This window comes from Cytobacillus gottheilii, assembly GCF_018582665.1.
In the GTDB taxonomy this organism is placed as follows: domain Bacteria; phylum Bacillota; class Bacilli; order Bacillales; family Cytobacillaceae; genus Cytobacillus; species Cytobacillus gottheilii.
In genome coordinates this window covers 1,824,238-1,849,990 of record NZ_CP071709.1, presented here as the reverse complement: position 1 = coordinate 1,849,990, position 25,753 = coordinate 1,824,238, and the positions used below count along the sequence as shown (strand labels likewise).

General features: G+C 40.0%; 23 protein-coding genes. All 23 read right to left on the bottom strand.

Annotated features, from left to right (window positions below):
- Nucleotides 1-102 precede the first annotated feature (102 nt).
- Nucleotides 103-1,257: a cell division protein FtsZ gene (gene ftsZ / locus J1899_RS09205; protein WP_214478464.1), complete on the bottom strand. Its 1,155-nt coding sequence runs from the start codon at nucleotides 1,255-1,257 to the stop codon at nucleotides 103-105.
- Nucleotides 1,258-1,311: 54 nt separating this feature from the next.
- Nucleotides 1,312-2,595, bottom strand: a complete 1,284-nt coding sequence (ftsA, locus tag J1899_RS09200) for a cell division protein FtsA (protein ID WP_066446849.1) — start codon at nucleotides 2,593-2,595, stop codon at nucleotides 1,312-1,314.
- A gap of 349 nt (nucleotides 2,596-2,944) precedes the next feature.
- Entirely contained in the window at nucleotides 2,945-3,307 is a 363-nt protein-coding gene (locus tag J1899_RS09195) for a small basic family protein (protein WP_066446852.1), read from the bottom strand.
- The gene (locus J1899_RS09190; protein ID WP_214478463.1) at nucleotides 3,307-4,035 is read right to left on the bottom strand and encodes a DUF881 domain-containing protein; all 729 of its coding nucleotides are present in this window, start codon (nucleotides 4,033-4,035) and stop codon (nucleotides 3,307-3,309) included. Before J1899_RS09190 ends, J1899_RS09195 begins: the two co-directional genes overlap by 1 nt.
- 141 nt (nucleotides 4,036-4,176) lie before the next feature.
- Nucleotides 4,177-4,884: a DUF881 domain-containing protein gene (locus J1899_RS09185; RefSeq protein ID WP_066446863.1), complete on the bottom strand. Its 708-nt coding sequence runs from the start codon at nucleotides 4,882-4,884 to the stop codon at nucleotides 4,177-4,179.
- On the bottom strand, nucleotides 4,856-5,644 hold the full coding sequence (locus J1899_RS09180; RefSeq protein ID WP_066446866.1) for a cell division protein FtsQ/DivIB: 789 nt from the start codon (nucleotides 5,642-5,644) through the stop codon (nucleotides 4,856-4,858). The genes J1899_RS09185 and J1899_RS09180 overlap by 29 nt, the downstream gene beginning before the upstream one ends.
- A gap of 158 nt (nucleotides 5,645-5,802) precedes the next feature.
- Entirely contained in the window at nucleotides 5,803-6,711 is a 909-nt protein-coding gene (gene murB / locus J1899_RS09175; protein WP_214478462.1) for a UDP-N-acetylmuramate dehydrogenase, read from the bottom strand.
- Nucleotides 6,712-6,765: 54 nt separating this feature from the next.
- Nucleotides 6,766-7,869, bottom strand: a complete 1,104-nt coding sequence (gene murG / locus J1899_RS09170) for an undecaprenyldiphospho-muramoylpentapeptide beta-N-acetylglucosaminyltransferase (protein ID WP_066446870.1) — start codon at nucleotides 7,867-7,869, stop codon at nucleotides 6,766-6,768.
- A 298-nt stretch (nucleotides 7,870-8,167) separates the two neighbouring features.
- Nucleotides 8,168-9,268 (bottom strand): stage V sporulation protein E, encoded by a 1,101-nt coding sequence (gene spoVE / locus J1899_RS09165; protein WP_151571986.1) that lies wholly within the window; start codon nucleotides 9,266-9,268, stop codon nucleotides 8,168-8,170.
- A gap of 91 nt (nucleotides 9,269-9,359) precedes the next feature.
- Entirely contained in the window at nucleotides 9,360-10,712 is a 1,353-nt protein-coding gene (gene murD, locus J1899_RS09160) for a UDP-N-acetylmuramoyl-L-alanine--D-glutamate ligase (RefSeq protein ID WP_066446875.1), read from the bottom strand.
- Nucleotide 10,713: 1 nt separating this feature from the next.
- Nucleotides 10,714-11,688, bottom strand: a complete 975-nt coding sequence (mraY, locus tag J1899_RS09155; protein WP_066446878.1) for a phospho-N-acetylmuramoyl-pentapeptide-transferase — start codon at nucleotides 11,686-11,688, stop codon at nucleotides 10,714-10,716.
- Between the two features lies 1 nt (nucleotide 11,689).
- Nucleotides 11,690-12,130, bottom strand: a complete 441-nt coding sequence (locus J1899_RS09150; protein WP_214478461.1) for a hypothetical protein — start codon at nucleotides 12,128-12,130, stop codon at nucleotides 11,690-11,692.
- A 1-nt stretch (nucleotide 12,131) separates the two neighbouring features.
- Complete coding sequence (locus tag J1899_RS09145; protein WP_214478460.1) at nucleotides 12,132-13,592, bottom strand: UDP-N-acetylmuramoyl-L-alanyl-D-glutamate--2,6-diaminopimelate ligase; 1,461 nt, start codon at nucleotides 13,590-13,592, stop codon at nucleotides 12,132-12,134.
- Between the two features lie 439 nt (nucleotides 13,593-14,031).
- Complete coding sequence (locus J1899_RS09140) at nucleotides 14,032-15,951, bottom strand: stage V sporulation protein D (RefSeq protein ID WP_066446887.1); 1,920 nt, start codon at nucleotides 15,949-15,951, stop codon at nucleotides 14,032-14,034.
- 96 nt (nucleotides 15,952-16,047) lie between these two features.
- Nucleotides 16,048-18,270 carry a penicillin-binding protein gene (locus J1899_RS09135; RefSeq protein WP_214478459.1) on the bottom strand — a complete coding sequence of 741 codons (2,223 nt, stop codon included), beginning with the start codon at nucleotides 18,268-18,270 and terminating at the stop codon, nucleotides 16,048-16,050.
- Nucleotides 18,270-18,629 (bottom strand): cell division protein FtsL, encoded by a 360-nt coding sequence (gene ftsL, locus J1899_RS09130; protein ID WP_066446894.1) that lies wholly within the window; start codon nucleotides 18,627-18,629, stop codon nucleotides 18,270-18,272. Before ftsL ends, J1899_RS09135 begins: the two co-directional genes overlap by 1 nt.
- Before the next feature lie 35 nt (nucleotides 18,630-18,664).
- Nucleotides 18,665-19,597: a 16S rRNA (cytosine(1402)-N(4))-methyltransferase RsmH gene (gene rsmH, locus J1899_RS09125; RefSeq protein ID WP_066446896.1), complete on the bottom strand. Its 933-nt coding sequence runs from the start codon at nucleotides 19,595-19,597 to the stop codon at nucleotides 18,665-18,667.
- A 52-nt stretch (nucleotides 19,598-19,649) separates the two neighbouring features.
- Nucleotides 19,650-20,081 (bottom strand): division/cell wall cluster transcriptional repressor MraZ, encoded by a 432-nt coding sequence (gene mraZ / locus J1899_RS09120; protein WP_066446898.1) that lies wholly within the window; start codon nucleotides 20,079-20,081, stop codon nucleotides 19,650-19,652.
- A gap of 672 nt (nucleotides 20,082-20,753) precedes the next feature.
- Complete coding sequence (gene bshC, locus J1899_RS09115) at nucleotides 20,754-22,388, bottom strand: bacillithiol biosynthesis cysteine-adding enzyme BshC (RefSeq protein ID WP_214478458.1); 1,635 nt, start codon at nucleotides 22,386-22,388, stop codon at nucleotides 20,754-20,756.
- Nucleotides 22,389-22,492: 104 nt separating this feature from the next.
- Nucleotides 22,493-22,882 carry a DUF3397 domain-containing protein gene (locus tag J1899_RS09110; RefSeq protein ID WP_066446904.1) on the bottom strand — a complete coding sequence of 130 codons (390 nt, stop codon included), beginning with the start codon at nucleotides 22,880-22,882 and terminating at the stop codon, nucleotides 22,493-22,495.
- A 42-nt stretch (nucleotides 22,883-22,924) separates the two neighbouring features.
- On the bottom strand, nucleotides 22,925-23,824 hold the full coding sequence (locus tag J1899_RS09105; protein WP_214478457.1) for a 2-dehydropantoate 2-reductase: 900 nt from the start codon (nucleotides 23,822-23,824) through the stop codon (nucleotides 22,925-22,927).
- Between the two features lie 119 nt (nucleotides 23,825-23,943).
- Complete coding sequence (locus J1899_RS09100; RefSeq protein WP_214478456.1) at nucleotides 23,944-25,485, bottom strand: acyl-CoA carboxylase subunit beta; 1,542 nt, start codon at nucleotides 25,483-25,485, stop codon at nucleotides 23,944-23,946.
- 36 nt (nucleotides 25,486-25,521) lie between these two features.
- Nucleotides 25,522-25,734, bottom strand: coding sequence for a biotin/lipoyl-containing protein (locus J1899_RS09095; RefSeq protein ID WP_066446910.1), 213 nt, complete (start codon nucleotides 25,732-25,734; stop codon nucleotides 25,522-25,524).
- Nucleotides 25,735-25,753: the final 19 nt, after the last annotated feature.

Below are 25,753 nucleotides of genomic sequence, written 5' to 3'. Positions count from 1 at the left end.
GGGGTTAATAGAGTTGATTTTTAAGAGAGGTTCAGTAAATTATTTTTTTACAATATAAAAAAACCCTCAGCCTTTTGCCGAGGGTTTAATCTGCTATATTATTTATCTTCTGCGATTGCGATTGCGCAAGAACGTTGGAATATCTAAAGTGTCTTCCGCGTTGTTTGATGTTGTGCTGCGGACAGGTTCTTGTTGAGGTTCTTCACGCTTTGGCTGTTCGCGCTTCACAGCTCCTGTACCTGCACCCATTGCAGGTTGTTTCTGCTGGCCAAATGAAGGTCTGCTTGGTTTAGGCTGTGCCGCTTCTTCATTAAATCCAGTTGCAATAACCGTTACGACAATTTCATCTTTTAGGTTTTCATTAATGACAGAACCGAAGATCATATTCACATCATGATCAGATGCAGAGGCAACAATATCTGCTGCTTCTTGAACTTCGTAAAGGCTTAGGTTTGAGCCTCCAGTAATATTCATAAGAACACCTTGTGCTCCATCAATAGATGTTTCTAATAATGGAGAAGAAATCGCCTTTTTAGCAGCTTCTGTTGCACGGTTATCACCTGAAGCAATACCGATACCCATTGAAGCAGATCCTTTATTGGACATAATTGTCTTTACGTCAGCAAAGTCAAGGTTAATTAATCCAGGAACAGCGATTAGTTCTGAAATACCTTGAACCCCTTGACGAAGCACATTATCTGCTTCACGGAAAGCTTCAAGCATTGGAGTGCTTTTATCTACAATTTCTAATAAACGGTCGTTAGGAATGACAATTAACGTATCGACAGCTTCTTTCATCGAAGCGATTCCGCCTGCAGCCTGTGTTGATCTTTTTCTTCCTTCAAAAGTGAAAGGTCTTGTTACAACACCAACTGTTAAAGCTCCTAAATCTCTAGCGATTTGAGCAATTACTGGTGCAGCTCCTGTACCAGTTCCTCCGCCCATACCAGCTGTAACAAACACCATGTCAGCACCTCTAAGTGCTTCTTCAAGCTGTTCTTTGCTTTCTTCTGCAGCCTTTTTACCAACCTCAGGATTTGCTCCAGCTCCAAGTCCTCTAGTAAGTTTACCGCCAATCTGCATTTTGATTTCAGCTTTCGATAGGTTTAATGCTTGCGCATCTGTATTTACAGCAATAAAATCAACACCTTGAACACCATGTTCAATCATCCGGTTAACCGCATTGTTACCGCCGCCGCCAACGCCGATGACTTTAATCGTTGCTAATGAATCTAAATTTGTATCAAATTCTAACATGACAAATCCTCCTAAATCGATATCCCCGAGAACACCATTTCGTATGTGAAAAGCCTATTCGAAAAAGTATCCGAAGAACTTTTTTACTCTCGATGTAATTTTTTCTTCCGGCTGCTTCTCCGGCTTTGCTTTTGGTTGCGGTTGTTTTTGAACTCTTCTTTCCTTTGCTTCAGTGCTTGCGACCGGAGTACTCATCTTCCTGCCCTGCACCTTCGCATTTTTATAAGCGAATTTTATCAACCCGACCGCGGTTGTATACTGCGGCTCCCTTACACCGATATAATCAGGTATGGCGATCCGTACGCGGTTTTGGAAAATAACTTGTGCTAATTCGAGTATACCTTGAGAATTGGCAACTCCGCCTGTCAGAACATATCCCCCAGGGAGATCATATGCCCCAAGGCGCTTTACTTCATGCTGAATTAAATCAAAGATCTCTTCCAATCTAGCTTCTATAATATCAGATATTTCAAGCTGATTAAATTGCTGATGCTGATCACTTCCAATAATCGGTACACTAAATACTTCCTCTTCAGAAGCATGATCATAGAATGCATAGCCATGTTTGATTTTTATTTTTTCAGCGTCTTCTGTTGAAGTTCGCAAGCCAATTGAGAGATCCTTTGTTATATGATCACCGCCAACTGGCAATACACTTGTTCCTTTTAATATGCCCTGCTCAAATAAGGTAACCGTTGTTGAGCCGCCTCCTATATCAACTAAAGCAACTCCAAGGTTCTTCTCATCCTTTGAAAGAGCAAATGCTCCTGCTGCTAGAGGCTGCAGGCTAATGTCCACTATTTCCAGACCAGCACGCTCTACACAGCGCAATGTGTTATGTAAAATTGTTTTAGAGCCAGTGATAATGGTACCTTCCATTTCAAGCCTTACACCAATCATACCACGCGGATCACTTATTTCATCCAATCCGTCAACAATAAATTGTCTGGGAATAACATCAATGATATCTCTTTCTGGAGGAATGGATACAACTTGTGCTGCATCTATTACTCTTGCAACATCATCATCTGATATTTCCCTATTTTCACTTGAAACAGCCACTACGCCATGTGAAGGCTGCAGCATAACATGATTGCCAGTAATCCCCACTATTACGCTTTTAATCTCCATGCCAATCATTCTTTCGGCTTGTTCGATTGCACGTTTGATGGAATGAACGGTTTCATCTATATCAACAATGGAGCCTTTTCGTAAACCTTCAGACTTTACATTGCCAACACCAATAATATTTAAAGAGTCATTGACCATTTCACCAATGATTACTTTTACACTGGATGTACCGATGTCAAGACTTACATATATTTCGTTGCTGTTCATTCTCTGGCACCTCCTTTTGCAAATTGTTTCTTTTGAACAACAAATAATTTTTTTAGGTTTCTGATGTGCTGATCTGCTATTAAGGGAACTCGTTTTCCGCAGAGCCGATGCTGAATCCCCTTATGTTTTAATCAGCACAAGTTAATGTTTAATATAATTCATCTGCTTGTATAAAGCATCGAATAATAACGTGAATTAAAAACTATTGTAATGTAATTTTTCTTCTTTTAATAAATATAATATAAAAAAGAGGGATTAAAGCAGATCAGCCTCTTCATTTATATTAATTTATTTACAATAGAATACTCTACTAATTCGTCAGAAGTTAGACTATTCCCTTTTTTAAAACTTAATTTTTTTCAGTTTTTTCACGGGGTACAGACCATTTTGTAAGCAGGATTCTCCTGATGACAGCTATGTTTTGAAATAGCCTTACACCAAAGGCGAATACAGCGGCTAAGTACAAGTCTACACCAAGATGTACACCTAGGAAAGCTAAACTTGCTGCAAGGATAATATTAAAGAAAAAGCCTGAAACAAAGACCTTTTCATCGTAAATATTCTGCAGCTGTGCCCGTATTCCTCCGAATAGTGTATCAAGGGCTGCTAACACAGCAATCGATAGATAATTAGAGTACTCGGCAGGGATTCTGATATCTGCCATCAGTCCAAAGAAGACACCTATTATAAGGCCTAACACAGGCAGCCACATTATGAATTTCCTCCTTTGTCGGCCTCTACAGGTTCCATGTCTCTAATACGAATACTATCTTCATAAGCAGGAATAGTAATCATGCTTTCGGGTTTTGAAATCTTCACCCGCAAATTATCAATAAAAAACTCCTCAGCCGATTTGGATACTTGCATACGGTTATAAAGTTTTTCCGCAACCTGCCTATTTTCTGCAATTACTTTGATTTCAATCGGAAAATCATTTAGGGAGAAGCCATTTATTTTTGTTTCTCCATTGATATCACGGATTACCGTCGTGTTTATAACACGCTGTCCTCCGATCGAAACATATAATGCATCGTACATATTCAGCTCATTTAATAACCTTTTAAGCAATTCAGGAGACACGGTTGTGACCTTGTTTCCCATTAGCAATTCCTCATAAACTGGTTCTATGGTTAATAAAATGCCGAATCCTTCAATGTCACTTAAGCCTGCCTCTTTCTTCAATTCCTCCAGCGTTTCACGCAATGCCAGCTCTTTGCTTTGTTCACGTTCTGATTCATATTGAGAAAGAATTTCCTCTTGAGAACGTATTTCCCTTAACAAATTTACTTGCATCTCTTTTTCTTTCTCGAGATCCTCCCTAAGCTGCCACGTATCCCTAGTGTCACGGACCGCTGGCTCTTGCAGGGTATTAAATTGCAAGGCAAGCATGAAGCCGACAATGATTGCAATAAAGGTAAAACTTATCCATTTTTTGTCCACGTGTTTACCACCTTGCTTTCACACCAAATTTATGTGGACATTCATTTTTAATTTACTGATGTTTTGTGCAGCGATCCGGAAACATATTTATTAAGATCCGAAGAGGTAAGCTGAATAGTATGTTCATTCAAGGTGAAAATCTTAGCTTCCGTATATTGGCTCCATGATAATTTCTTGCTTCGTTTCTAATGAAAATAAAATATTATCATTCACTAAACGATCTTTCACTCCGCCTGTTAAATTTAAGGCTGAAGCCATAACATCAGCATCTCCGATTGCAGTGATCACAAATGGTGCAGGATGCTGATAGCCGTCAACTTCAATGACAGGTCCATTGCATAGAATATACGAATTTGCTTTCAGCCTTTGGCCATTTATTGAAATAGCCGATGCACCTGAAATATATAATTCATTGATCACTCGGAAAACATGATGTTCATGAACAATATAATTATTAATATTCTCTTCATTAGGATCATAGTTTCCGTCAGAAAGCTTAACCTCTACACCTTGTCCTTTTACTTTTACTTTACCAAGAAACATCCGGTATTTTTCAGCATCTTCAGCCATGTTAAAATAAATCTGTTCTTCCTCAGCGAAGCCTTTTTCAATTCCTTGGATCGTATCTTGGTTCGCATTCAGTTCTCTTTGCAATGAGCGATTTTTCTCTTCCATTTCTACTATTTGGTTACGGAGATTAAGATCTCTTTCCCATTGTTTTGTAGAAATATCAGCCGCCTCATTTTCATTATTGGTTAAACGGAATGAAAAAGTTAATATAAACCCTAACACAAGAAAAACAAGAGAAAAAATGACTTGTCTACCTTTCACCTTCTGTTTCCTCGTCAACTTTCTCCGCTCCTTCTTCTTCAAAAGCTCTAAAATAAGAGCCAACTTCTAAATCAATAATTCCCTTTTGATTGGCATCCAGCTGACTTACGATTGAAGGATAATGTGCCATCTTTTCAGAAAAACTTCTAAGTGTCGCACTCACTTCAAAGCCATCGTTCATAAATAACTGTACGTGAAAACGATCCGTTTCCTTTGGGCTATAATGGACTTCTGAAATTGAATTTTGAATTTCGACAGGCAAGACTTCTAATTCCTGTATCATTAAATCAAGAACTTCGCCTTCATCGAATCCAATTAGGATCGGTGCATTTGCGGGGATTTCACCTGCTTGTCCTTGAATGGTTTTACCGTTTTCTAATACAGGCTTATATGTCTCCCCGTTCATTATGTATGCAATTCTTCTCAATTCATCGACCACAATGTTTACCGTGCTGGGCAAACTGGTTGTAACTTGTACATTTTTCACTTCAGACAGCGCCTTTAATTTCTCCTCAATCTCCTGTTCATCAATCTCCCATATATTCGTAGTCTGTGAAATGCCGCTATTTTCAATAACTTCAGCATTGCTGTATATAGTATTGCCCTTCACTTCAATTTCTTTCACATGACTCAGCGGTGATTGAAAATATATAACGAATACAATTAAAATAAAAAATAGGATCAGCAGAAAAATAAGTCTGCGATTCGCTTTCTTTTTCCGCTGCTGTTTTAGCTTTGGAATACGATCTTCAAGTGAAACTAATTTTCCATTGCTCATTGATTTTCACCTCTCCAATAAACCATATCCTTTATTCCAAATTGGAATTTTTTCATCTAAAGAGAGGGATAACGGCATATATTTCATGCCGTTATAACTGCAAATTCCAATAAATTATTATATCACAAAATATGGAATAAGGGAGGAATATCCCCCTGTTACTTTCGTCCTATTATTTCTACTTCTGTCTCAAGTGATACACCGAATTGCACTTGGATTTTGTCTTTTGCAAATTGGATTAGATCCAGTACATCCTGTGCTGTAGCACTGCCGGTATTCACAATAAAATTACCATGCATATCTGAAATCTGCGCCCCGCCAATTGAATAGCCTTTTAGACCTGCCTCTTCAATAAGCCTTCCAGCATATTTTGGCAGCGGGTTTCTAAAAATACTGCCTGCGCACTTATAGTTCCATGGCTGAGTTTCTTTGCGATAATCTTTGTTTTTCTGCATCTCCGCAAATATTTGATCCTTATCTCCAGCTACTACTTCAAAAACTGCTTCAAGCACGATGCCAGGACGCTTTTTTTGCAATACAGACGTTCTATAGGAAAAGTCCATTTCTTCATTTGATAACCATTTCATACTTCCATCTTCAAACAATATGTGAGCACTCTTTAGAATTTTAGATATATCAGAACCATGTGCACCAGCGTTCATATATACTGCTCCGCCAACAGAACCAGGTATTCCGCTCGCAAACTCAAGACCTGAATAGCCCTTTCTGCTTATTTGTGTAGACAATGCAACGATTGAATAGCCTGCTCCAACCTTTAACTCTGAGCCCTGCAGATCCATGTGATCAAGTCCGCGTCCCAGTTTAATAACAGCTCCTTCAATCCCTTTATCCGAAATAAGCAAATTAGAACCTCTTCCAATTGCCGTCCATTTTATATTATGTTTTTGAATAAGCTCCATAATCTGTTTTAAGCTGTCAACTGAAGATGGTTCTATATAAAGATCAGCTGGTCCGCCAATTTTCATTGTTGTATGGTTTGCAAGCGGTTCATTTTCTTTGATTTTGCCTGCGTTTAATGTCTGAAGCTCTTCGATAAATTCTTTCATACAAACCTGCCTTTCTTTTGCTGTTTTTCCTTATTAGTTTATGCAGTTATTGGGCTACTTGCGCTTGGCAGTGCTTAGCTCATTCATTAAACGATAAAGCTTGCCAGCCGCATCTGGCATACCAAGTTTTTTTGAGTTTTTCTTCATTTGCTCAATCTTCTCATCATTAATTAAAATCTGATCGATTTGCTCCACTAATTTTTTCCCAGTTAGATCCTTCTCCAGCAATAGTTCAGCTGCTCCGTGATCACTTAAGGCCCTCGCATTTTTTTCCTGATGGTTATTGGTTACATAAGGACTAGGAATTAAAATGCTTGGAATGCCCAAGGAAGTGAGTTCAGCCAGCGTCGTTGCGCCAGCCCGGGTAACCGCTAAGTCAATGCCTGCAAGCACTTCTGGCATATTATGAATAAAAGGCTTGATGATTACATTTTCAGGATTTCCAACTAGCTCCACTTCTTTTTTGACATCATCGAAGTGAGCGTCTCCAGTCACATACAATAGCTGATATGGCTTTGAACCGAATTCAGCAAGTGATTTAACGACTGCTTCATTTATTGGTCTGGCTCCCCTGCTCCCGCCAAAGATCAGAACGGCAGGTGTTTTCGTATTTAATCCAGCAGAAAGCCTTCCGCGAATTCCATCTTGGCCAAGTACTTCAGATGCCCGCGGATTGCCAGTAAATACGACTTTTTCTTCAGGAAAAAATGCTTTTGCTTCTTCAAAGCAGACAGCTACTTTGTCAACATACTTACTTAAAAATTTATTCGTTAAACCTGGTACACTATTTTGTTCATGAATAATCGTTGGAATGCCTAATTTAGCAGCTGCATAGACTACAGGTCCGCAAACATAGCCGCCAGTTCCAATCACAACATCAGGCTGAAAGTCCTTTAGCATTTGCTTGCTGTCTTTTACGCCTTTTAAGAAGCGCATAATGGTTTTCACATTTTCCATTGAAAGCTTGCGCTTAAAGCCTGTTATATGGATCGACTTAAATGGAATGTTTTCTCTTGGTACAATTTTGCTTTCTAAGCCTTTTTCCGTTCCTATGTATAGAAATTGTGCATTTTTATGCTCTTTTCGAATTTCTCTTATCAAGGCAAGCGCAGGATATATATGCCCCCCTGTACCGCCGCCGCTTACTGCAATTTTCATGATTTCACCTCAAAGTTATTTGTTGTCTCACAATGTTGTATGGTCTTAAAATTTGAAGGAAAGAAAAAACCACATCCTCCCCTTTACCCTATTCTACTATATTTAAAACACTATGAAGAAATGGAAAACATAATGTCATGCAAATGTAATGAATTTGGAAAAAGGGAAGCTGCATCCTTCACGGTGCCGATACACTCAAATGTACATAGTTTCTTGTGAGTTGTAAATTGTTTTCTGTGATAAAAGGCATATTTCTTTCTTAAACAAAAAGAAACCCTGCAGCAAGTACAGGGCGAGTTCAATAACGTGCATATCGGCTAATATTCAGCAGAACACCGATTGCCATTAGCATTAATGTTAAGGAAGAACCTCCGTAGCTCAAAAATGGCAGAGTGATTCCGGTAACAGGCATTAAACCAGTAACAACACCAACATTGATCATTACCTGAATTGCTACCATTGCAATGATGCCTACTGCAAGAAAGCTTCCGTATAAATCAGGTGCCCCTAGAGCGATGCGAATACCTCTCCATAATAACAAGGCAAACAATAAAATAACAAACGATCCGCCAATAAATCCAAGCTCTTCTGAAAGAATGGCGAAAATGAAATCTGTTTGCGGTTCAGGCAAGTAGAAGAATTTCTGCCTGCTCTGTCCAAGTCCTAGCCCAAACAATCCTCCCGGGCCAATAGCGTATAAGGATTGAATAATTTGAAAGCCGCTCCCAAGGGGATCTTCCCACGGATCTAAAAATGAGGTGATCCGCTTCATTCGGTATGGTGCTGAAAGCACAAGAGCCACAAAGCCTGCAACACCAATTAAGCCGAGCATAACAAAGTGGCTAATCCGGGCACCAGCAACAAAAATCATCACTACACATGTACCCATCATGACCGTGCCTGTTCCTAAGTCAGGCTGCATCATGATCATGGCGAAAGCTAGAAAAGCAAGACCGAGTGAAGGTGCTAACCCTTTCTTAAAGGACGTAATCAGTTTTTGCCTCTCTGATAAAAACTTTGCCATAAAGACAATCATGGCCAGCTTCATAAACTCAGAGGGCTGAACAGAAAATGCACCGACCCCAATCCAGCTCCTAGAGCCATTCCGAACATTTCCTACCCCAGGAATCAGAACTAGCACTAACAGAACAAAACATACAATAATAATAAGCTTTGCCCATGTCCTCCATGTCCAATAATCAACATTCATGATAAAAAACATAGCAACAATACCTGCTACCGCAAAAAGCAGCTGCCTTTTCGCAAAAAAGAATGAATCATCAAATTTATAATCCGCCCAAATTGCACTTGCACTGTATACCATTGTCAGTCCAACCGCAAGCAAGGATAAAGTAATGATGATCAGTATTAGATCTGGAGTCGTTTTTTTTGTCGGCAATGCAAACACCTCTAACGGAAGTATTAGGGCTGCAGGAATGATTGCCGAAATCTGCGGGTATAACAAGTTGAAGATTCAGCAGACAAGCCCTTTACTTAAGCTTATGCACCGCATCTATAAAAATGTCTCCTCTAACTTCAAAAGTTTTATATTGATCCCAGCTTGCACAAGCTGGTGAGAGCAAGATAACATCTTTAGCTTCAGACATATCAAAAGCGGCCGGCACAGCCTTTTCAACATTATCGACACGTTGAATCATTTTTATTCCAGCTTCCATTGCCGCTTTCTCAATTTTCTCAGCAGTTTGTCCAAACGTTACAATCCCCTTCACTCCCCTTAGGGAAGGCACAAGCTCGTCAAATTCATTTCCTCGGTCAAGTCCGCCGGCAAGCAGAATAATCGGCTCATGGAAGGCAGCTAATGCATTTTGGGTAGCTAGAATATTTGTTGCCTTTGAATCATTGTAAAATGATCTTTCGGACACCTCGCCAACATATTGAAGACGATGCTTAACACCAGTGAATGTAGTCAGCACTTCAATAATCGCTTCATTACTAACACCCGAAAGCTTAGAAGCGGCAACTGCCGATAAAATATTCTCTAGATTATGGGCTCCAGGCAGCTTTATATCCTTTACTTCCATAATCTTCTCTCCATTGAATACAAGCCAGCCGTCTTTTGAATATGCACCGTGATCAAGCTCATGATAAGGCGAAAAAGGGATCAACTCAGCATTAGAACCTTCTCCTACAGCAATAACCTCCTCTTGATCATTGTTGTGAATGAAATAATCCTCTGCTGTTTGATTCTTTGTGATGAGTGCTTTTGCATTTATATACTCATCTCTAGTGCCATGGTAGTCAAGATGTGCATCATAAAGATTCGTCAGAATGGCCATCTTCGGTTTGAATTCATCGATGCCCATAAGCTGAAAGGAGGATAGTTCAATGACGATCGTATTCTCCTTCGTTGCAAGTTGTGCGACTTCAGAAGCGACTGTTCCAATATTCCCAGCTATAAGCGGCTTTTTCCCGCCAGCGAGCATCATTTCATATATAAGTGTAGTTGTAGTTGTTTTCCCATTCGTACCTGTTATCGCGATAAAAGGGGCTTCGCTGATTTGATAAGCTAACTCCACTTCAGTAATGACCGGAATGCCTCTCTCAAAAGCACCTTCGATCATCGGGTTATAATAAGGAATTCCTGGATTTTTGACAATTAATTCAAAACCTTCATCAAGCAGATCAATAGGATGTGAGCCGCATATAACCGTAATTCCCTGCTGAAGCAAACCTTGTGCTTCTGGGTTCTCAGAAAGCGGCTTATAATCATTGACAGTCACAAAGGCGCCAAGTTTATGTAAAAGCGAAGCTGCACTTACTCCGCTTTTTGCCAGTCCAAGAACTAATATTTTTTTATGAAGATAGCGATTGACCTGTTTCACTTTACATCCACACCTCTATATAAATTCCAAGGACTGCAAGCAATAGCCCGACCGTCCAAAAGGTTACAACAACTCGCCACTCTGACCATCCTACCAGTTCATAATGATGGTGAAGAGGGCTCATCTTAAAGATTCGTCTTCCCGTTGTTTTAAATGATATTACCTGCAGGATAACGGATAGTGTCTCTATAACAAATACTCCGCCGATAATAATCAGGATAAATTCAAGCTTTGTTAAAATCGCGATGGTTGCTATCGCACCACCTAAAGCCAGTGATCCTGTATCTCCCATAAATACCTTTGCAGGGTGAGCATTAAAGACAAGGAATCCTAACACAGCACCTACAACCGAGACTGCAAAAATGGAAATTTCAAACTGAGACTGACTCCAAGCCAAAACTGCAAATGCACCAAATGCAATAGCCGATGTTCCAGATACTAGCCCATCGAGACCGTCTGTTAAATTAACTGCATTTGAAAATCCTACAAGCCAGAAAATAATAAAGAAAACATAAGTCCATCCCATATCAAAAGAAAAATCCGTTAATGGAATATGAACAACAGTCGAAAACTCATTCTGCTGGAAAACAAGATAGAAAACGATTGAGATGATAATTTGACCCAGCAGCTTTTGCTTCGAAGTCAAACCAAGGTTCCGTTTCAGCGCAACTTTGATAAAGTCATCTAAAAATCCAAGCAGACCAAACCCTAACGTAACAAGCAGCAGCAAATACGTTTTAACAGTAGGCTCGGAAAATTTGCCTGTCATCACCAGCGTCGTAACAGTAATCGATAACAGAATCATAATTCCGCCCATCGTTGGAGTTCCTGTTTTCTTTTGGTGTGATTGCGGCCCTTCCTCGCGAATGCTTTGACCAAACTTCAATCTGCGTAAAAATGGGATAAATAAAGGCGATAATAACACGGTTATTAAAAAGCCCATTAATATAGTGAAAAAAATAACTTGCTCCATCATATTACTCCTTACCTCCTAGCCGGCCGTCTTCATCCAGTTTGGCAAAGAGCAAATGAAGCTCCTCTTTATACTCAAACTCATTGGGTATTACAGCACTATTTACATGATTCTGAGTCCAGTGTGCTGGACTTCCTGCCATGCTTTCTGTTTTTTGTTTATAAAGTTCAATCATATCCAATAAACCTTTCATTACATTATTCATAGATAAGAGCGATAAATGTTTCCGTATAAAATGCGGTATATTCAAAGAAGCTTCCCAAACCTCTGCCATTGCGCCACTTTCCAGTGCAATCCTGTCTGCACTTGTTCCGCATGAATCATAAAGACCTTTAGGCAGTCGATGGTCTGGTGAACGTGACACATGATTAAAAGAAATATCCTCATTTGCAATGTCCGTTTTGTTTGGAAAGAGTTTTGCATCGCCACGATATGTTAAAAACATTTTATCGCTCCTCAATAGCCTTTTTGGCTTCAATGCGGTCATCAAAATCAAAGGTTTTATCCCCAATCTGCTGATACGTTTCATGCCCTTTCCCTGCAATTAAGATGACATCCCCAGCACTGGCTTGACGAACTGCATATCGAATCGCATCCCTTCGATCAGGAATAATTTTATAATTCTCTCCTGTCGCGCCAGCTTCCATATCAGCCAGTATGGCATGTGGATCTTCACTTCGCGGATTATCAGAAGTGAAGATTGGATCACTGCTGTAGCTGCATGATATTTGCGCCATGATCGGACGTTTTGTCCGGTCACGATCACCGCCGCAGCCAACAACCGTAAAGATCCGTTTATCTGCAAATTCACGGATTGTCTGTAACGCATTTTCTAAGCTGTCTGGCGTATGTGAATAGTCGACAATAACTGAAAAGTCCTGCCCGGCATCCACAGTCTCAAATCTGCCTGAAACACCTTCTACTTCTTCAATCGAAGCAAGAATGCTTCTGATTGGGATTCCAGCTGCCACTGCTGTACTAATCGCAGCTAATACATTATAAACACTAAATTTGCCGATTAATTTCATATTCACATTGTAATTTCCTAATGGGCTTTCCAGGGTAAAGCTAGTTCCCCCTGCCTTTATGGAAATGCTATGTGCTTTAAAATCGGCATCACGGTCTATTCCATATGTAAGAATATGAGCAGACGTAGATCTTATATATTGTTCTGCTGCTGCATCATCCGCATTTAACACAGCATATTTCGGGGAGTTCTTTTGAAAACGGCTGCCCAGCTGAGCAAAAAGCAAACCCTTTGCCCGTTTGTATTCTTCCATAGTGCCGTGATAATCCAAATGATCTTGTGTTAAGTTTGTAAACACAGCAATGTCAAAATCACAGCCATGAACTCTGCCCTCATCAAGAGCATGTGAAGATACCTCCATTACTGCAGCAGATACATTTGCACCCACCATCTGTCTAAATGTCTTTTGCAGTGTTAAGCTTTCTGGAGTCGTATTTTTCGTTGGGAATACCTCATCTCCAACCTTTGTATACATCGTCCCGATTAATCCTGTCTTTTTCCCATGATCCTGAATTATTTTTTCTATTAAGTGACTTGTCGTCGTTTTACCATTTGTTCCGGTAATCCCAATCAGCTGCAGCTGATGTGTGGGATGCTCATAAAATGTATCCGCAAGAACAGACAATGCCCTTTTTGTATTTTTGACCACAATAACCGGGACAGTTAATGTCAGCTCACGCTCGGCAATGACGGCCACAGCTCCTGCTTTTACAGCTTCAGCAGCTAAGTCGTGTCCATCCACTGTGTATCCTTTAATACAGACAAACAAACTGCCTTCAGTTACTTTCCGATGATCATTTTCAATAGAAGTAATTTCGATAGAATCTTCATTATATGTCTGATAAGGCTGCAGCGCCTCCAGCAAAGTATGTAATTTCATGTTCTTCCAACCCTCTCAATACCGTAGTACTTCGTAAAATAGCCTTTATATGTAATCCTTACGAAAGATGAATAAACCTTATTCCACTTAATAAGCTATTCTCTTACCCATCAAAAGAGAATTAGCGATTTATATTTTACATGAAAACACAATAATATGCTATTTGTTATTTATAGAAATCGAGAAGACCACGTTGAGAAGAGGTGAAAAAACGAACGATCGTTACTATTATCCTACCTGTTGGAATATGTTATCCCTTCACTATTGATCGGTTATCAAGGTATATGCTGATGGCCCAGTTGTTTTAAAATAGAGGTTTTTCTCTGCTTACATAAAAGTTCATTCGTTGCAGAGAAAGCTATGTCACCCTCTCTACTTACCTTTAACGTGGAAAAAGGGCGGCGCAACCCCATGGAACGCCGCCCGAATCACTATGTCTTTACTGTGATGAGTCAAAATACAGCCTAATTGTTGATCCTTCCTTCAGCTTAACACCAGGTTCTGGTGATTGCTTAACGACTTTGTCGCCGCTGCCGCTTGCATCAATTTGGAGGTTCACATATAGTTCGCGGATTTCCCGCTTTGTAATGCCAACTAGGTCTGGTACCTCAATCATCGGGGTATCCGGCCAAGTTAACTCTTTTTCAACCTGTTCTTTCCTTGGCTTTACGCCCATCGCTCTTAAGCTATCTCCGATAATATTACCGACAATTGGCGCTGCAACGACACCACCAAACTGAACCGTTCCTTTCGGATTGTCTACTGCTACATATACAACAATTTCAGGATCATCTGCAGGAGCAAATCCAATAAATGAGACAATATGGTTATTTTCGAGATAACGGCCGCCTTGTGCTTTTTGAGCTGTTCCTGTCTTGCCGCCAACGCGGTATCCATCTACAAATGCCTTTTTACCAGATCCTTGAGCAACGACCGTTTCAAGAGCGTGTCTGATTTCATCAGACGTTTCTTTAGAAATAACTTTTCGTTTTGCCGTCGGAGATTTTTTCATGACAGCTTCACCTGTGGTAGGATCAATAAGTTCCTTTGCAATGTAAGGCGTATATAGTGTGCCGCCATTAATTGCAGCAGAAATAGCTGCTACCTGCTGAATTGGTGTTACAGATACACCTTGGCCAAAAGCAGTTGTTGCCTGCTCCACTGGTCCGACACGATCGAGATTAAAGAGTATTCCTCTTCCTTCACCTTGCAGATCAATTCCTGTTTTTTGCCCGAAGCCAAAGTCTTTAATATATTTGAATAACGTATCTTTTCCAAGTCGTTCACCGAGCTCTACAAACCCAGGGTTACATGAATTCTGAACAACTTCTAAAAAGGATTGACTTCCATGACCGCCTTTTTTCCAGCAGCGCAGCTTTGCACCGCCTACCTCTACAAAACCGGGATCATGAAAATGATCTTCTTCCAGATCGACTTTGCCTTCTTCCAGAGCAGCTGCTAAAGTAATAATCTTAAAAGTAGAACCTGGTTCATACGTACTCCATATAGGCAGGTTGCGGTTATACACGTCTGGTTCTACATGTCTGAAATTAGTCGGATCAAAAGATGGCCGGCTGGACATGCCAAGAATTTCACCTGTATTTGGATCCATTGCGACTGCAATCAGTCCATCGGGATTATAGGTGGCCTCTGCAATATCCAACTCACGTTCCATAATGGTTTGCACCTTTGAATCAATTGTCAGCATGAGATTATTGCCATCCACTGGCGCCTGATAATCATCAGCCATATCGTTCATTCGCTCGCCTTTTGCATTTGCATAAAATTTAACTGAACCCTTTTCACCTTGTAATTCCTTATCATAGTAAAGTTCAAGACCCATTAAGCCTTGGTTATCAATACCGGCAAACCCTAAAACATGTGATAAATAATCGCCAAAAGGATAATGGCGTTTTGAATCCTCGCCAATATATACGCCTTCAAGTTCTAATGCACGAATTTCCTTTGCTTTTTCATGAGAAATTTTTCTTCCTTCTTTGATTCTCACATTTGACTCTCTTTGTGTAATTTGTTTATAAGCCTCTTCCTTTGACATATTCAAGACACCTGCCAGCTTTTCTGCTGTTGCAGCTGGATCTTTTATTTGCCTCGGTACAACATAAACTGTTGGTGCACTTACATTTGTTGCAAGCGCTACTCCATTTCGATCGACAATTTCACCTCGTTCAGGCTCAAAAGGGATGTCCCTGCTCCACAGCTCTTTCGCTTTGTCTGTCAAATCATTTCCAAGAATCATCTGCACATAACCCAGCCGTAAATCTATTATAAAAAACACTAAGATTCCGACAATCAAAGCAGCTGTAAGCCTTTTACGCACTGTTACATTTGATACACGCATCTTTGAACGAACCTCCTTCGTTTATGGCTCGTTCAAATATATGCTTGTACACAAACAAATAGAACGCACCATCATATGATTGGTGCGTTCTGCTTCTTAATCTGTTACAACTTCTTCTTCCTCTTCAACTTGTTCCTTAGCCATTTTTTCTCTTTCATATTGCTCCAGCGGTGTCTCAAATTCAACGATTAAGTAATCCCCTTCAGCAAGAACAGATCCTGAGGATAAATTTTGCTTCATGACATAGCCATTGCCAACTGTATTCAGCTTTAGGTTTGCCGCTTTTGTAAACTTGAGCACATCTCTAAGAGACCAGCCCGTCATGTCAGGGACAATTGTTTTCCCATTTGTTTTGAGAATAACTTTTTCACCTTCTAACATGGAAGATGTTTGGCCGGGGAACTGTCCTTCCACTGTTTTTCCATCTCCAATTATGACTGGTTCCAAGTCTTGTTCCGTCAGTTTCTTTTCAGCTTCCTTAACAGACATCCCGATCAAGTCAGGCGCCTGACTGCTTTTTGCTTTAGGCTGCTCAGTTGGTTCAATGTTTAAATATTGTAAGCTGCTTTGCATAACCGGTTTAAAAATTTCAGCAACCGGCTCTGCTCCATTTGTACTTTCATCAATATCGGGCTGCTGAACAGCAACATACATAACAAGCTCAGGATCATCTGCTGGTGCCATGCCCAGAAAAGAAAATACATAGTTGCTATGTCCGGTTAAATAGCCGCCGCCTTCCGGATTAGGAATTTGCGCTGTCCCTGTTTTACCTGCAACCTCGTATCCATCAATATTAAATCTGCCGTATCCTGTCCCATTTTCAGAAGAAACCACCGTCTCTAAGATATTTCTGACTTCCTTGGCAGTTGCGTCAGAAATAGGTGTTCCAACATTTTCAGGACTTGTCTTTTGCACAGTTTTTCCTGAATTCGGGTCAACAACCTTGCTGATGACATGCGGCTTTTTCATTGAACCATCACCTGCTACAGCAGTTGCCGCCTGCATTTGCTGTATGGGCGTAAAGGCTGATCCTTGTCCAAAACCGATCGAAGCTTTTTCCAAAGGCCAATCATACTTTATAAGCCCGCTCGTTTCATTTGGCAAATCAATACCTGTTGGCTGATCAAAACCAAAATTTGTTAGGTACTCACGAAACGTTTCATAGCCAAGCTGTTCATTTACAATTTTTGCGAACGCAACATTGGAGGAGCGCTGAACTCCTTCCAGATAAGTAATATCGCCCCATCCACGCCCGCCGTTATGGTCAGGAATGGCAGGTGATCTTTCTGTCACTTTATAAGAACCAGATTGATAGGTATTATTTTTATTAAAGACACCTTCTTCTATTGCAGATGCCAATGTAAATACCTTCATTGTTGAGCCAGGTTCATATGAATCTTCAACGGCTAAGTTGCGCCAGGTGTCTTCAATTCCTTCTCTTGTTTTTGGATGAAATGATGGTCTCTGTGCCATAGCTAAAATATCGCCCGTCTTTGGATCTGCAACAATACCGATCATTTTCTTAGGACTATATTTCTCGTCTACCTTACTCATCGCGTCTTCGAGGAAGATTTGAATGGACTTATCTAATGTTAAATATACATCCTGACCATTTTTGGCCGGTTCAATGACTTCATCACCATTTGGCAGCAAATAACCCCAAAGATCTGCTTCATAGCTAAAATGGCCATTTGAGCCTGTTAATAAATCATTTAAGCTTTGTTCTAATCCAAGCATTCCCACTGTTTCAGTGCCGCCATCTTCCTTTTCCTGTTTTTCAACATAACCAATTAAATGCGAAGCGAAAAGGCCATTCGGATAAAATCTTTTAGTATCCTGAATGAAAGAGATGCCAGGAAGCTTAAGATCCTCTATTTCTTTCTTTTTTTGAAGAGTGAGATCGCGGCCGGCAGTACCGAATTCAACCTGCTTTAGATCACTTGACAGTTTGCTATAAATCTCGGATTCTTTCATATCAATTAATCCAGCAAGCTTTGCAGCAGTTTGCTCTGGATTTACCACATGTCTTGGATGTTCATCGTCTGTTGTTAATTCCTCGTCCAGGATCGCCACAAGTTTATAAGAGTTGGCATCTTCTGCAATAACCTCGCCATTTCTGTCATATATCGTCCCTCTTCTGGCTTCAAGAGTTTTTTCTCTTTCGTATTTAGATTGTGCTTTTGCAGCAACAGGCTGTCCGCCCGCCTCTCCAGTCACTTGAATGGACATAAACCGAAACAGTAAGACAAAAAAGAGCAGACTGAATATTATAAATAATATCACTGCTCCAGCATTAATATTTCTTTGCTTTTTAATCATCAGTCACGCACAGCCTTAACATTTTTTTCGTTGAATGTTAAACCAAGCTCTTCTGCTTTGGCTTTAATTCTTTCGTATGTACTTAATTCAGCCACCTGCATGCTAAGATCTTTATTTTGTTCTGTTTGGCCTTGAATCGCTGCTTCTGTCTGCTGAATATTCTTGTTCACTTCATAAAGTGCTGATTGATTTGAAACCATTGTTACTGCACCGATACAAACTGCACCCGCAAAAAGGATACCAAGTATTTTTTCACCTGGAGAAAACAAGGTTTGGCGCTGAACAGATTTTTTAGGTTTTTGTACCTGCTGCTGTCTTTGCTGCTGTTCTTGTTGAATTTGTCTAGCTAGATTACTCATAGTTTCCCTCCTGTTTCTCTTATACTCCGTATATTTTATAGTTTTTCAGCAATTCGAAGTTTCGCAGAACGAGCACGATTATTTTGTTCAAGCTCTTCATCTGATGGTAATTGCGGTTTACGTGTAATTAATTTGATTATAGGTTTATATTCATCTGGAATAATGGGCAAACCTGGCGGCAAATCTGGTGTCTCACTCGCTTTTTTCAATGTCACCTTGCAAATACGGTCTTCTAGTGAGTGGAATGTAATGACACTAATTCTGCCTCCCGGATTTAATAGCTCGATTGCTTGCTGAAGGGATTTTTCAAATACCCCTAATTCATCATTTACCGCAATACGAATAGCTTGGAAAATTCGTTTGGCCGGATGTCCGCCTTTTCGGCGAGCAGGAGCAGGTATGCCGTCTTTTATAAGCTCAACAAGCTCTGCTGTCGTTTCAATGGGTGCTTTTTCTCTTGCAGCTTCAATTTTTCTGGCAATTTGCTTTGAAAATTTCTCTTCACCATACTTAAAGAAGATTCTAACAAGATCGTTATAATCCCAATGATTAACCACATCATAAGCAGATACATCTGCATCTTCATCCATGCGCATGTCCAGCGGTGCATCATGATGGTAGCTAAAGCCGCGTTCCGGTGTATCAAGCTGTGGAGATGACACTCCGAGATCATAAAGAATTCCGTCCACTTTCATGACGCCAAGCTTTTCTAACTCTTCCTGCAAAAAGGCAAAATTACTTTTAATAATCGTAATTCGATCTCCGTATTGCTTCAATTTTTCCCTTGCATGCCTGATGGCTGTATCATCTTGATCAAACGCGTAAAGTTTGCCTTTTTCAGAAAGCTTGGACAATATTAGCTCACTGTGTCCGGCCCCTCCTAGTGTACAATCAACATAAATTCCATCGGGGTTAATGTTAAGCCCGTCTACCGTTTCATTCAGCAATACAGTAGTATGTTCAAACATAGCTGTTCATCCTTTCCAATCCTGTTCAATCTAGAGCAAGCCTCTGTGATTTTTAAATATCAAACCCAATCATATTTTCTGCAATTTCAGCAAAAGATTCCTCTGAGTCTGTAAAATATTCTTCCCAAAGATTTTTGCTCCAAATCTCAATTCGATTGGAAACGCCTAATACGACACATTCTTTTTCCAATTTTGCATATTGCTGAAGCGGGGAAGTGATATTTATTCTTCCTTGTTTATCTATTTCACACTCTGTGGCACCTGAAAAGAAAAATCGGGTAAACGCACGGGCATCTTTTTTGGTAAGGGGCAGACCTTTTAGTTTTTCTTCAAGCTGCTGCCACTCGTCCATAGGGTAGCCAAATAAACATTGATCTAAGCCTCGCGTCAAAACAAAGGATTCTCCTAAGTGTTCACGGAACTTAGCAGGTACGATTAGTCTGCCTTTTGTATCAACGTTATGATGGTACTCACCCATAAACATACCCACTGCACCCACTTTCTAACACAAATGTACCACAATCCCCCACTTTCCTCCACATATTTTTATTAATTCTCTCCACTGGCATGATCTCCTGCTGGAAAATTTTTATTTTGGGATTTTCCGTTCGCGGTTTATTTACAATTTCTCAGCGTTTCTTATGGGAAATTGTCTGAATGGGATTGCTGGTGTGTTTTTTTGTCATTAGAAGGCTTGCTGCTGAGTTGATTTTCGCTGCAGGGCAGTCACTTTTATCAAAACTTGTTTGAGAAGCAGTTAGAAAAAAACACTGGATCTCTGCCGCCTACTTGCTTGGCGAACAAAAAAAAAGACGGTCCCGGCAAAATTTGGGATCACGTCTTATTAAAGCACCATTTTATAAATGAAACTTTTAATCTTTTCCAAGGTATTGCTGATCTTCGTATAATTCAAAAATGTATTTATCTGACTTGTCCTCTGGCCATTCTTTTTTAGAAACCAGTGAAATAAACGGAGATTTTACCGTTATTTCCAGAAATGAGCTATTCTCGGGAGAAATAAGCGGAGATATTCCGGTTAAGTTGAATATAATCGCCCATTTACACGTTTTTCGGTTAGTTAGTCGGAATTCCTCCGTCTATTTAAGCTCATTTCTAGTAATTTTACGATTTAAGCGGAATTCTTCCGCTTATTGCCTTAGATTTTCACTACCACATGGCTACCGTCAAATGGCAGCGGATGGTTAAGGATTTGCTGGAAGAATTCCAATCCATACCGGTTCATGAAATATAGCGCGTTCCATACTCTTTCCTGCGGAGCTCCATCTGGCTTAAGAGCTGTTCCTGTACGGTCATATTTATTTATGATATGGCTGTGCTGCAATTGGATATCTTCTTGAATCTTCTGCTGCAGAAATTGAATATGTTCAATTACCTTCTGTTCATTCTTTTTAAGCAGCTGCACTACACCTTTTGTATCTGTTTTGGCATAATCCTCAATACATCGATAATGTTTATTTACATCAGCTTGTAATGAAGCAAATAACGAATCTGCCTGATCACTTTGTATCGATTGAAGAAAAGCTTTTTTCTGTTCTTCAATCCCATTAGCCAGCACATCTTCTAAGCGAACTTCGAGTTCATTGAGATCCGTTTCGATATCACGTTCTAAAAGCGTAAAATTTATTCTCGGAACGAGCGGTGGCATTTGAATTGAAAAATGCCGGAAAGCTTGCTGAAGCTCTGCCCAATAAGCGATCTCACCAGGACCAGCAATAAAAGCAAGTGTTGGGAAAAGCAGCTCCTGTGTAATGGGCCGTGTCACCACATTATTGCTTAGTTTCTCAGGTGATTCTTCTGCAACTTGCAAAAGCTCTTCAAGTGAAAATTGAATTGTCTGTTCCTTATCGGAAAACAGAGCAGATTCCTGATGATATTCCAGTAATAGACGGTCATGCTGTTTCTCATCATAGTAAAATAAATTAGCAGCATGTGCTGTAATATCGATACTATTGCTGATTCCTGCATTCTTCAAGTTCTCCTGCTGCATAAACACAGACTGAGTAACTTCTTTGCTCAAGCGGATTTGCTTCTTTAAGATTTCCTTCTGAAGCTGGCGGAACTGCCTGTCGCCGGAATCAACTAAAAGCAGTCCTGTATCTTTGAACATAGCCATAATAATATAGGCGAACAAATCAACAAAGGTATCTGATTTTTGAATAGCCTCATCCAGAATGATCATTACATCCTTCGTAAATGCTGTTTCTCCATAAGACTCCAGAATACCGTCGACCCATTCACGGCAAATGTTCTGATCAAAAGCAATATTTGAGACCATTTTTTTCTCTAATACCTTTTCTGGGTATACGACTTTATTCATTTTAGCGCCGCTCTTTGTAAAAATATGATTGACCTCAGGATAATCATGGTCCTCTCCGGCAATCCAAAAAACTGGAACAACAGGAACCTGAAGTTCTTTTTCCTTCTCTTTTGCAAAGGCAACAATAGATAACACTTTATGTATACTATAGAGAGGACCGGTCATTATGCCTGCCTGCTGACCGCCAATGACAACGGCACTATTATTTTGCTGTAATTTTTTTAAGGATATCCCGACTTGTTCAGAGGCAGGAAACTTCCCCATAAATTGTTCAATATAGGAAGCTAATTCTTCCCTCATAAACGACCTGCCTTCAAGTTCGTGTATCCGCTTTTCATAGCTTTGAGATTCATTATAACGATAATCAAAATAAGGGCTAATACGATCTGATTGTATGATATACTCTGTTGCAAACTTGTTTGCCGCAGGCAATGAGAGATTTAACATCTCCATTTTAAGAAACTTCCTTTCTGGAACCAGTTTTCATTTAATCTTATTGAGTATAGCATTGTCTGAATATAAAAGAAAAAAACTTTGCTTACTCACTTTAATTTATTTTAAGACACGAAAAAAGAAACACGCTTGATCAGTCCTATTGCCATCAAGACGATGTACGCTGTGAGAAATAGGAGGAAATTAAAGCGCCAAAACCCCCGAAAAACAAGGGTGAAATTGATTTCATGCTTCACACGCCAATGAATGACAGTAAATAAGGCTGCAATCAGAAGGAGAAGCACGATAATCATCCATAAAAATGACTGCTCCCAAATTGCCAAAATTAAAAAATGTACAGATACGATTAAAAAGAATGTGCTAATGTCCACGGCTGCTTTCACAGCCAATTTGTGACGCTTCGTCAATTGCTTCGCAGCAATAAACACAATTATGTATCCTACTATAGGAAGTGTTACGAAAGTTGCTAAAATACCCGATAATACCGCATCCACTTTTTTCCCTCCTGCCCCCTATGCATTTAGGAGCAAATGTCTCTATTTTTCTGCCCCTGTTTCTTTCCCTTTTATACTATTATAAAAAAGTTCTATAAGATGCGCCTCATAATGCAGGTCTCTTGCTTCTTCAAGCAAATAACCTAATATGGCGTCCACCTCTGTTCTTCTACCCTGCTCTAGGTCTCTATACATGGAAGAATAATTAGCAGCTGTTTTCTTGCTTATGGTCTGAACATGAAGAAACCCTTTTTCTTTGTCTCTGACTTGTAAAATGGTACTCACTTCTTCATAAAGCATCGTGAAGATTTTAAAATAATATGGATTTTGAATAATATCCCCATTTTTCACCTGAAAAATAGCTGTTAGCGGATTAATCACCGCATTAACGAGCAGCTTTTCAGCAAGCATCTCTTTGTAATCTGTAAACCACTCAAATGGAAAATCATTTATTTTTAGAAGATCATTTATATTTAGTTTAAAATCTTCACTGCCGGAAAACATAGCGATTTTTGTCACTCCGGCACCAGTATGAATCACATGATTTCCAGCAGCCTTTAAGCTCCCATGTTCAACGGTTCCAACATATATACTTGCTTCTTCAAATTGATGCAGCCACTTGAGATGCCCCATTCCATTCTGCAAAAACAAAAAAGAGTGCTTCGCCTTTTCTCCCTTTTTTAAAAACGGCATTAATGCAGGTAAATGATATTGCTTAACTGCGACAATTGTCATTTCCTCTTCTCCCTGCCACTCCTGGAAAGACCGGGACTTTAGTGCAGTTGGAAGAGTTTGTCCATCCTTCTCTAATTGAAGCCCTGTTCCTGAAATAAGGGCAGCTTGTTCCTGTTTATGTACATATAATGTGACATCATGTTCCTTGCTTAAATAATGGGCAAAAAGCAACCCAATTGCTCCGCCGCCAATAATAGCGATTTTCATAAGTATCTTCCATTCTGTGCATTTAGTATTAGTTTAACAGAATTATTTAACAGTTGTTATATCAAAAATAGAAAACTTAATGCAAATGCCCCTTCCACAGCACGGAAAGGGGCAGGCAATTATACCGGGTACACTGGATGTTTTCTTACGCTAAAAGAAACTTCCTTTGTTTCATATAAAGCGAATCTGGTAATTAAAACGTTTCGAAGATCATGCGGAGCCACAATTTCATCAATTATGAGTTCAGAAGCAAGACTATAAATATCAATATGCTCTTTATATTCCTGCTGTTTCTCTTGAATAAATTTCACCTTTTCCGCTGGATCTTCAATTTCATTAATTTTATTTGAATAGACAGCGTTAACAGCCGCTTCAGGTCCCATTACGGCAATTTGAGCCGTTGGCAATGCAATGCAGCAATCTGGTTCAAATGCAGGACCGGCCATTGCATAAAGCCCTGCTCCATAAGCCTTACGGACAATTACCGAAATCTTTGGCACCGTTGCCGAACTCATGGCGGCAATTAATTTTGCACCGTGGCGGATAATACCTGCACGCTCTACCTTTGTTCCAATCATAAAGCCTGGTACATCTGCAAGGAAAAGAAGCGGAATATGGAAGGCGTCACAAAGCTGGATAAACTTAGCTGCTTTATCTGCTGAATCAACAAACAATACGCCGCCTTTAACCTTGGGCTGATTGGCAATGATTCCTACTGTTCTTCCATCCATTCGGGCAAAGCCTGTAATCAATTCTGGCGCAAATAACTTTTTCATTTCAAAAAAACTGCCTTCATCAATGAGTACATCTATACATTCATACATATCGAATGGTGCATTTTGATTAACAGGAATGATTTCCTCCAGATCCCTGCCCATTTTCGGCTGAACAGGCTCTCTTAATCCTGTTTTTTCTTTGAAACTTGCAGGAAAATAAGATAAGTATTCTTTTACACGCTGAATAGCCTCTTCTTCGTTTGCAGCAAGCACGTCCCCACAGCCACTAACACTGCAATGCATGCGGGCGCCGCCCATTTCCTCTAAAGTTACCTTCTCACCGATTACTTTTTCAGCCATTCGAGGAGAACCTAGATACATGGATGCATTTTTATCAACCATCACGACAATGTCACAAAAGGCCGGAATATAGGCTCCACCGGCAGCTGATGGTCCAAATAATAAACAAACTTGCGGAATCATCCCTGATAGCTTGACTTGATTATAAAAGATTTTTCCTGCTCCGCGCCGGTTCGGAAACATGTCAAGCTGGTCGGTGATTCTTGCACCAGCAGAATCTACCAGATAAAGAATGGGCACCTTAAGCTTTTCAGCTGTTTCTTGAATGCGGATAATTTTTTCAACGGTACGCGCTCCCCAAGATCCCGCTTTGACAGTTGAATCATTAGCCATCACACAGACTGTTTGGCTGTTGATTTTTCCAATGGCGGTCACAACTCCATCAGCAGGCAATCCTTCTTCTTTACAGTTTGCGAATTTGCCATCCTCTTCATATTGCCCACCATCAAACAAAAGCTCGAGCCGCTTTCTTACAAAAAACTTATTTTGCTGCTCCAATTTTTGATGATATTTCTCACTGCCCCCAGCCTCTATTTTTCTTTTCTTATCTTTTAAGGTTTGTGCAAATGTCTGTATATTACTCATCTTCTTCCTCCTTTAATCTTTAAAACTAGGAAAAATTTATTCCATTACCAGAAGAACATCCCCTTCATTCACAAAATCACCGATATTTGCTTTTACCTCTGTCACTTTCCCGCCTTCAGAAGCTTCAACAGGTATTTCCATTTTCATGGATTCAAGCATAATAACCTCCTGTCCTGCATTAACCTCATCCCCCACTCCAATAAAAACATTTAAGACCGTACCCGCCATTGCTGCTTTAATTTCTTTCAAATCAATCTCCTCCTAATTG

What these genes read in the sequence shown, in the direction of transcription:
- mraY (WP_066446878.1), bottom strand. Translation starts at nt 11,688, where the DNA reads ATGATGGAGCAAGTTATTTTTTTCACTATATTAATGGGCTTTTTAATA.
- murG (WP_066446870.1), bottom strand. Translation starts at nt 7,869, where the DNA reads ATGAAAATTGCAGTAAGCGGCGGCGGTACAGGGGGGCATATATATCCT.
- J1899_RS09140 (WP_066446887.1), bottom strand. Translation starts at nt 15,951, where the DNA reads ATGCGTGTATCAAATGTAACAGTGCGTAAAAGGCTTACAGCTGCTTTG.
- J1899_RS09105 (WP_214478457.1), bottom strand. Translation starts at nt 23,824, where the DNA reads ATGAAAATCGCTATTATTGGCGGCGGAGCAATTGGGTTGCTTTTTGCC.
- rsmH (WP_066446896.1), bottom strand. Translation starts at nt 19,597, where the DNA reads ATGTTTGAACATACTACTGTATTGCTGAATGAAACGGTAGACGGGCTT.
- ftsZ (WP_214478464.1), bottom strand. Translation starts at nt 1,257, where the DNA reads ATGTTAGAATTTGATACAAATTTAGATTCATTAGCAACGATTAAAGTC.
- J1899_RS09195 (WP_066446852.1), bottom strand. Translation starts at nt 3,307, where the DNA reads ATGTGGCTGCCTGTGTTAGGCCTTATAATAGGTGTCTTCTTTGGACTG.
- ftsA (WP_066446849.1), bottom strand. Translation starts at nt 2,595, where the DNA reads ATGAACAGCAACGAAATATATGTAAGTCTTGACATCGGTACATCCAGT.
- J1899_RS09135 (WP_214478459.1), bottom strand. Translation starts at nt 18,270, where the DNA reads ATGATTAAAAAGCAAAGAAATATTAATGCTGGAGCAGTGATATTATTT.
- bshC (WP_214478458.1), bottom strand. Translation starts at nt 22,388, where the DNA reads ATGGAGATGTTAAATCTCTCATTGCCTGCGGCAAACAAGTTTGCAACA.
- ftsL (WP_066446894.1), bottom strand. Translation starts at nt 18,629, where the DNA reads ATGAGTAATCTAGCTAGACAAATTCAACAAGAACAGCAGCAAAGACAG.
- J1899_RS09145 (WP_214478460.1), bottom strand. Translation starts at nt 13,592, where the DNA reads ATGAAATTACATACTTTGCTGGAGGCGCTGCAGCCTTATCAGACATAT.
- J1899_RS09150 (WP_214478461.1), bottom strand. Translation starts at nt 12,130, where the DNA reads ATGTTTTTAACATATCGTGGCGATGCAAAACTCTTTCCAAACAAAACG.
- murB (WP_214478462.1), bottom strand. Translation starts at nt 6,711, where the DNA reads ATGAAAGAATTTATCGAAGAGCTTCAGACATTAAACGCAGGCAAAATC.
- J1899_RS09180 (WP_066446866.1), bottom strand. Translation starts at nt 5,644, where the DNA reads ATGAGCAATGGAAAATTAGTTTCACTTGAAGATCGTATTCCAAAGCTA.
- J1899_RS09100 (WP_214478456.1), bottom strand. Translation starts at nt 25,485, where the DNA reads ATGAGTAATATACAGACATTTGCACAAACCTTAAAAGATAAGAAAAGA.
- mraZ (WP_066446898.1), bottom strand. Translation starts at nt 20,081, where the DNA reads ATGTTTATGGGTGAGTACCATCATAACGTTGATACAAAAGGCAGACTA.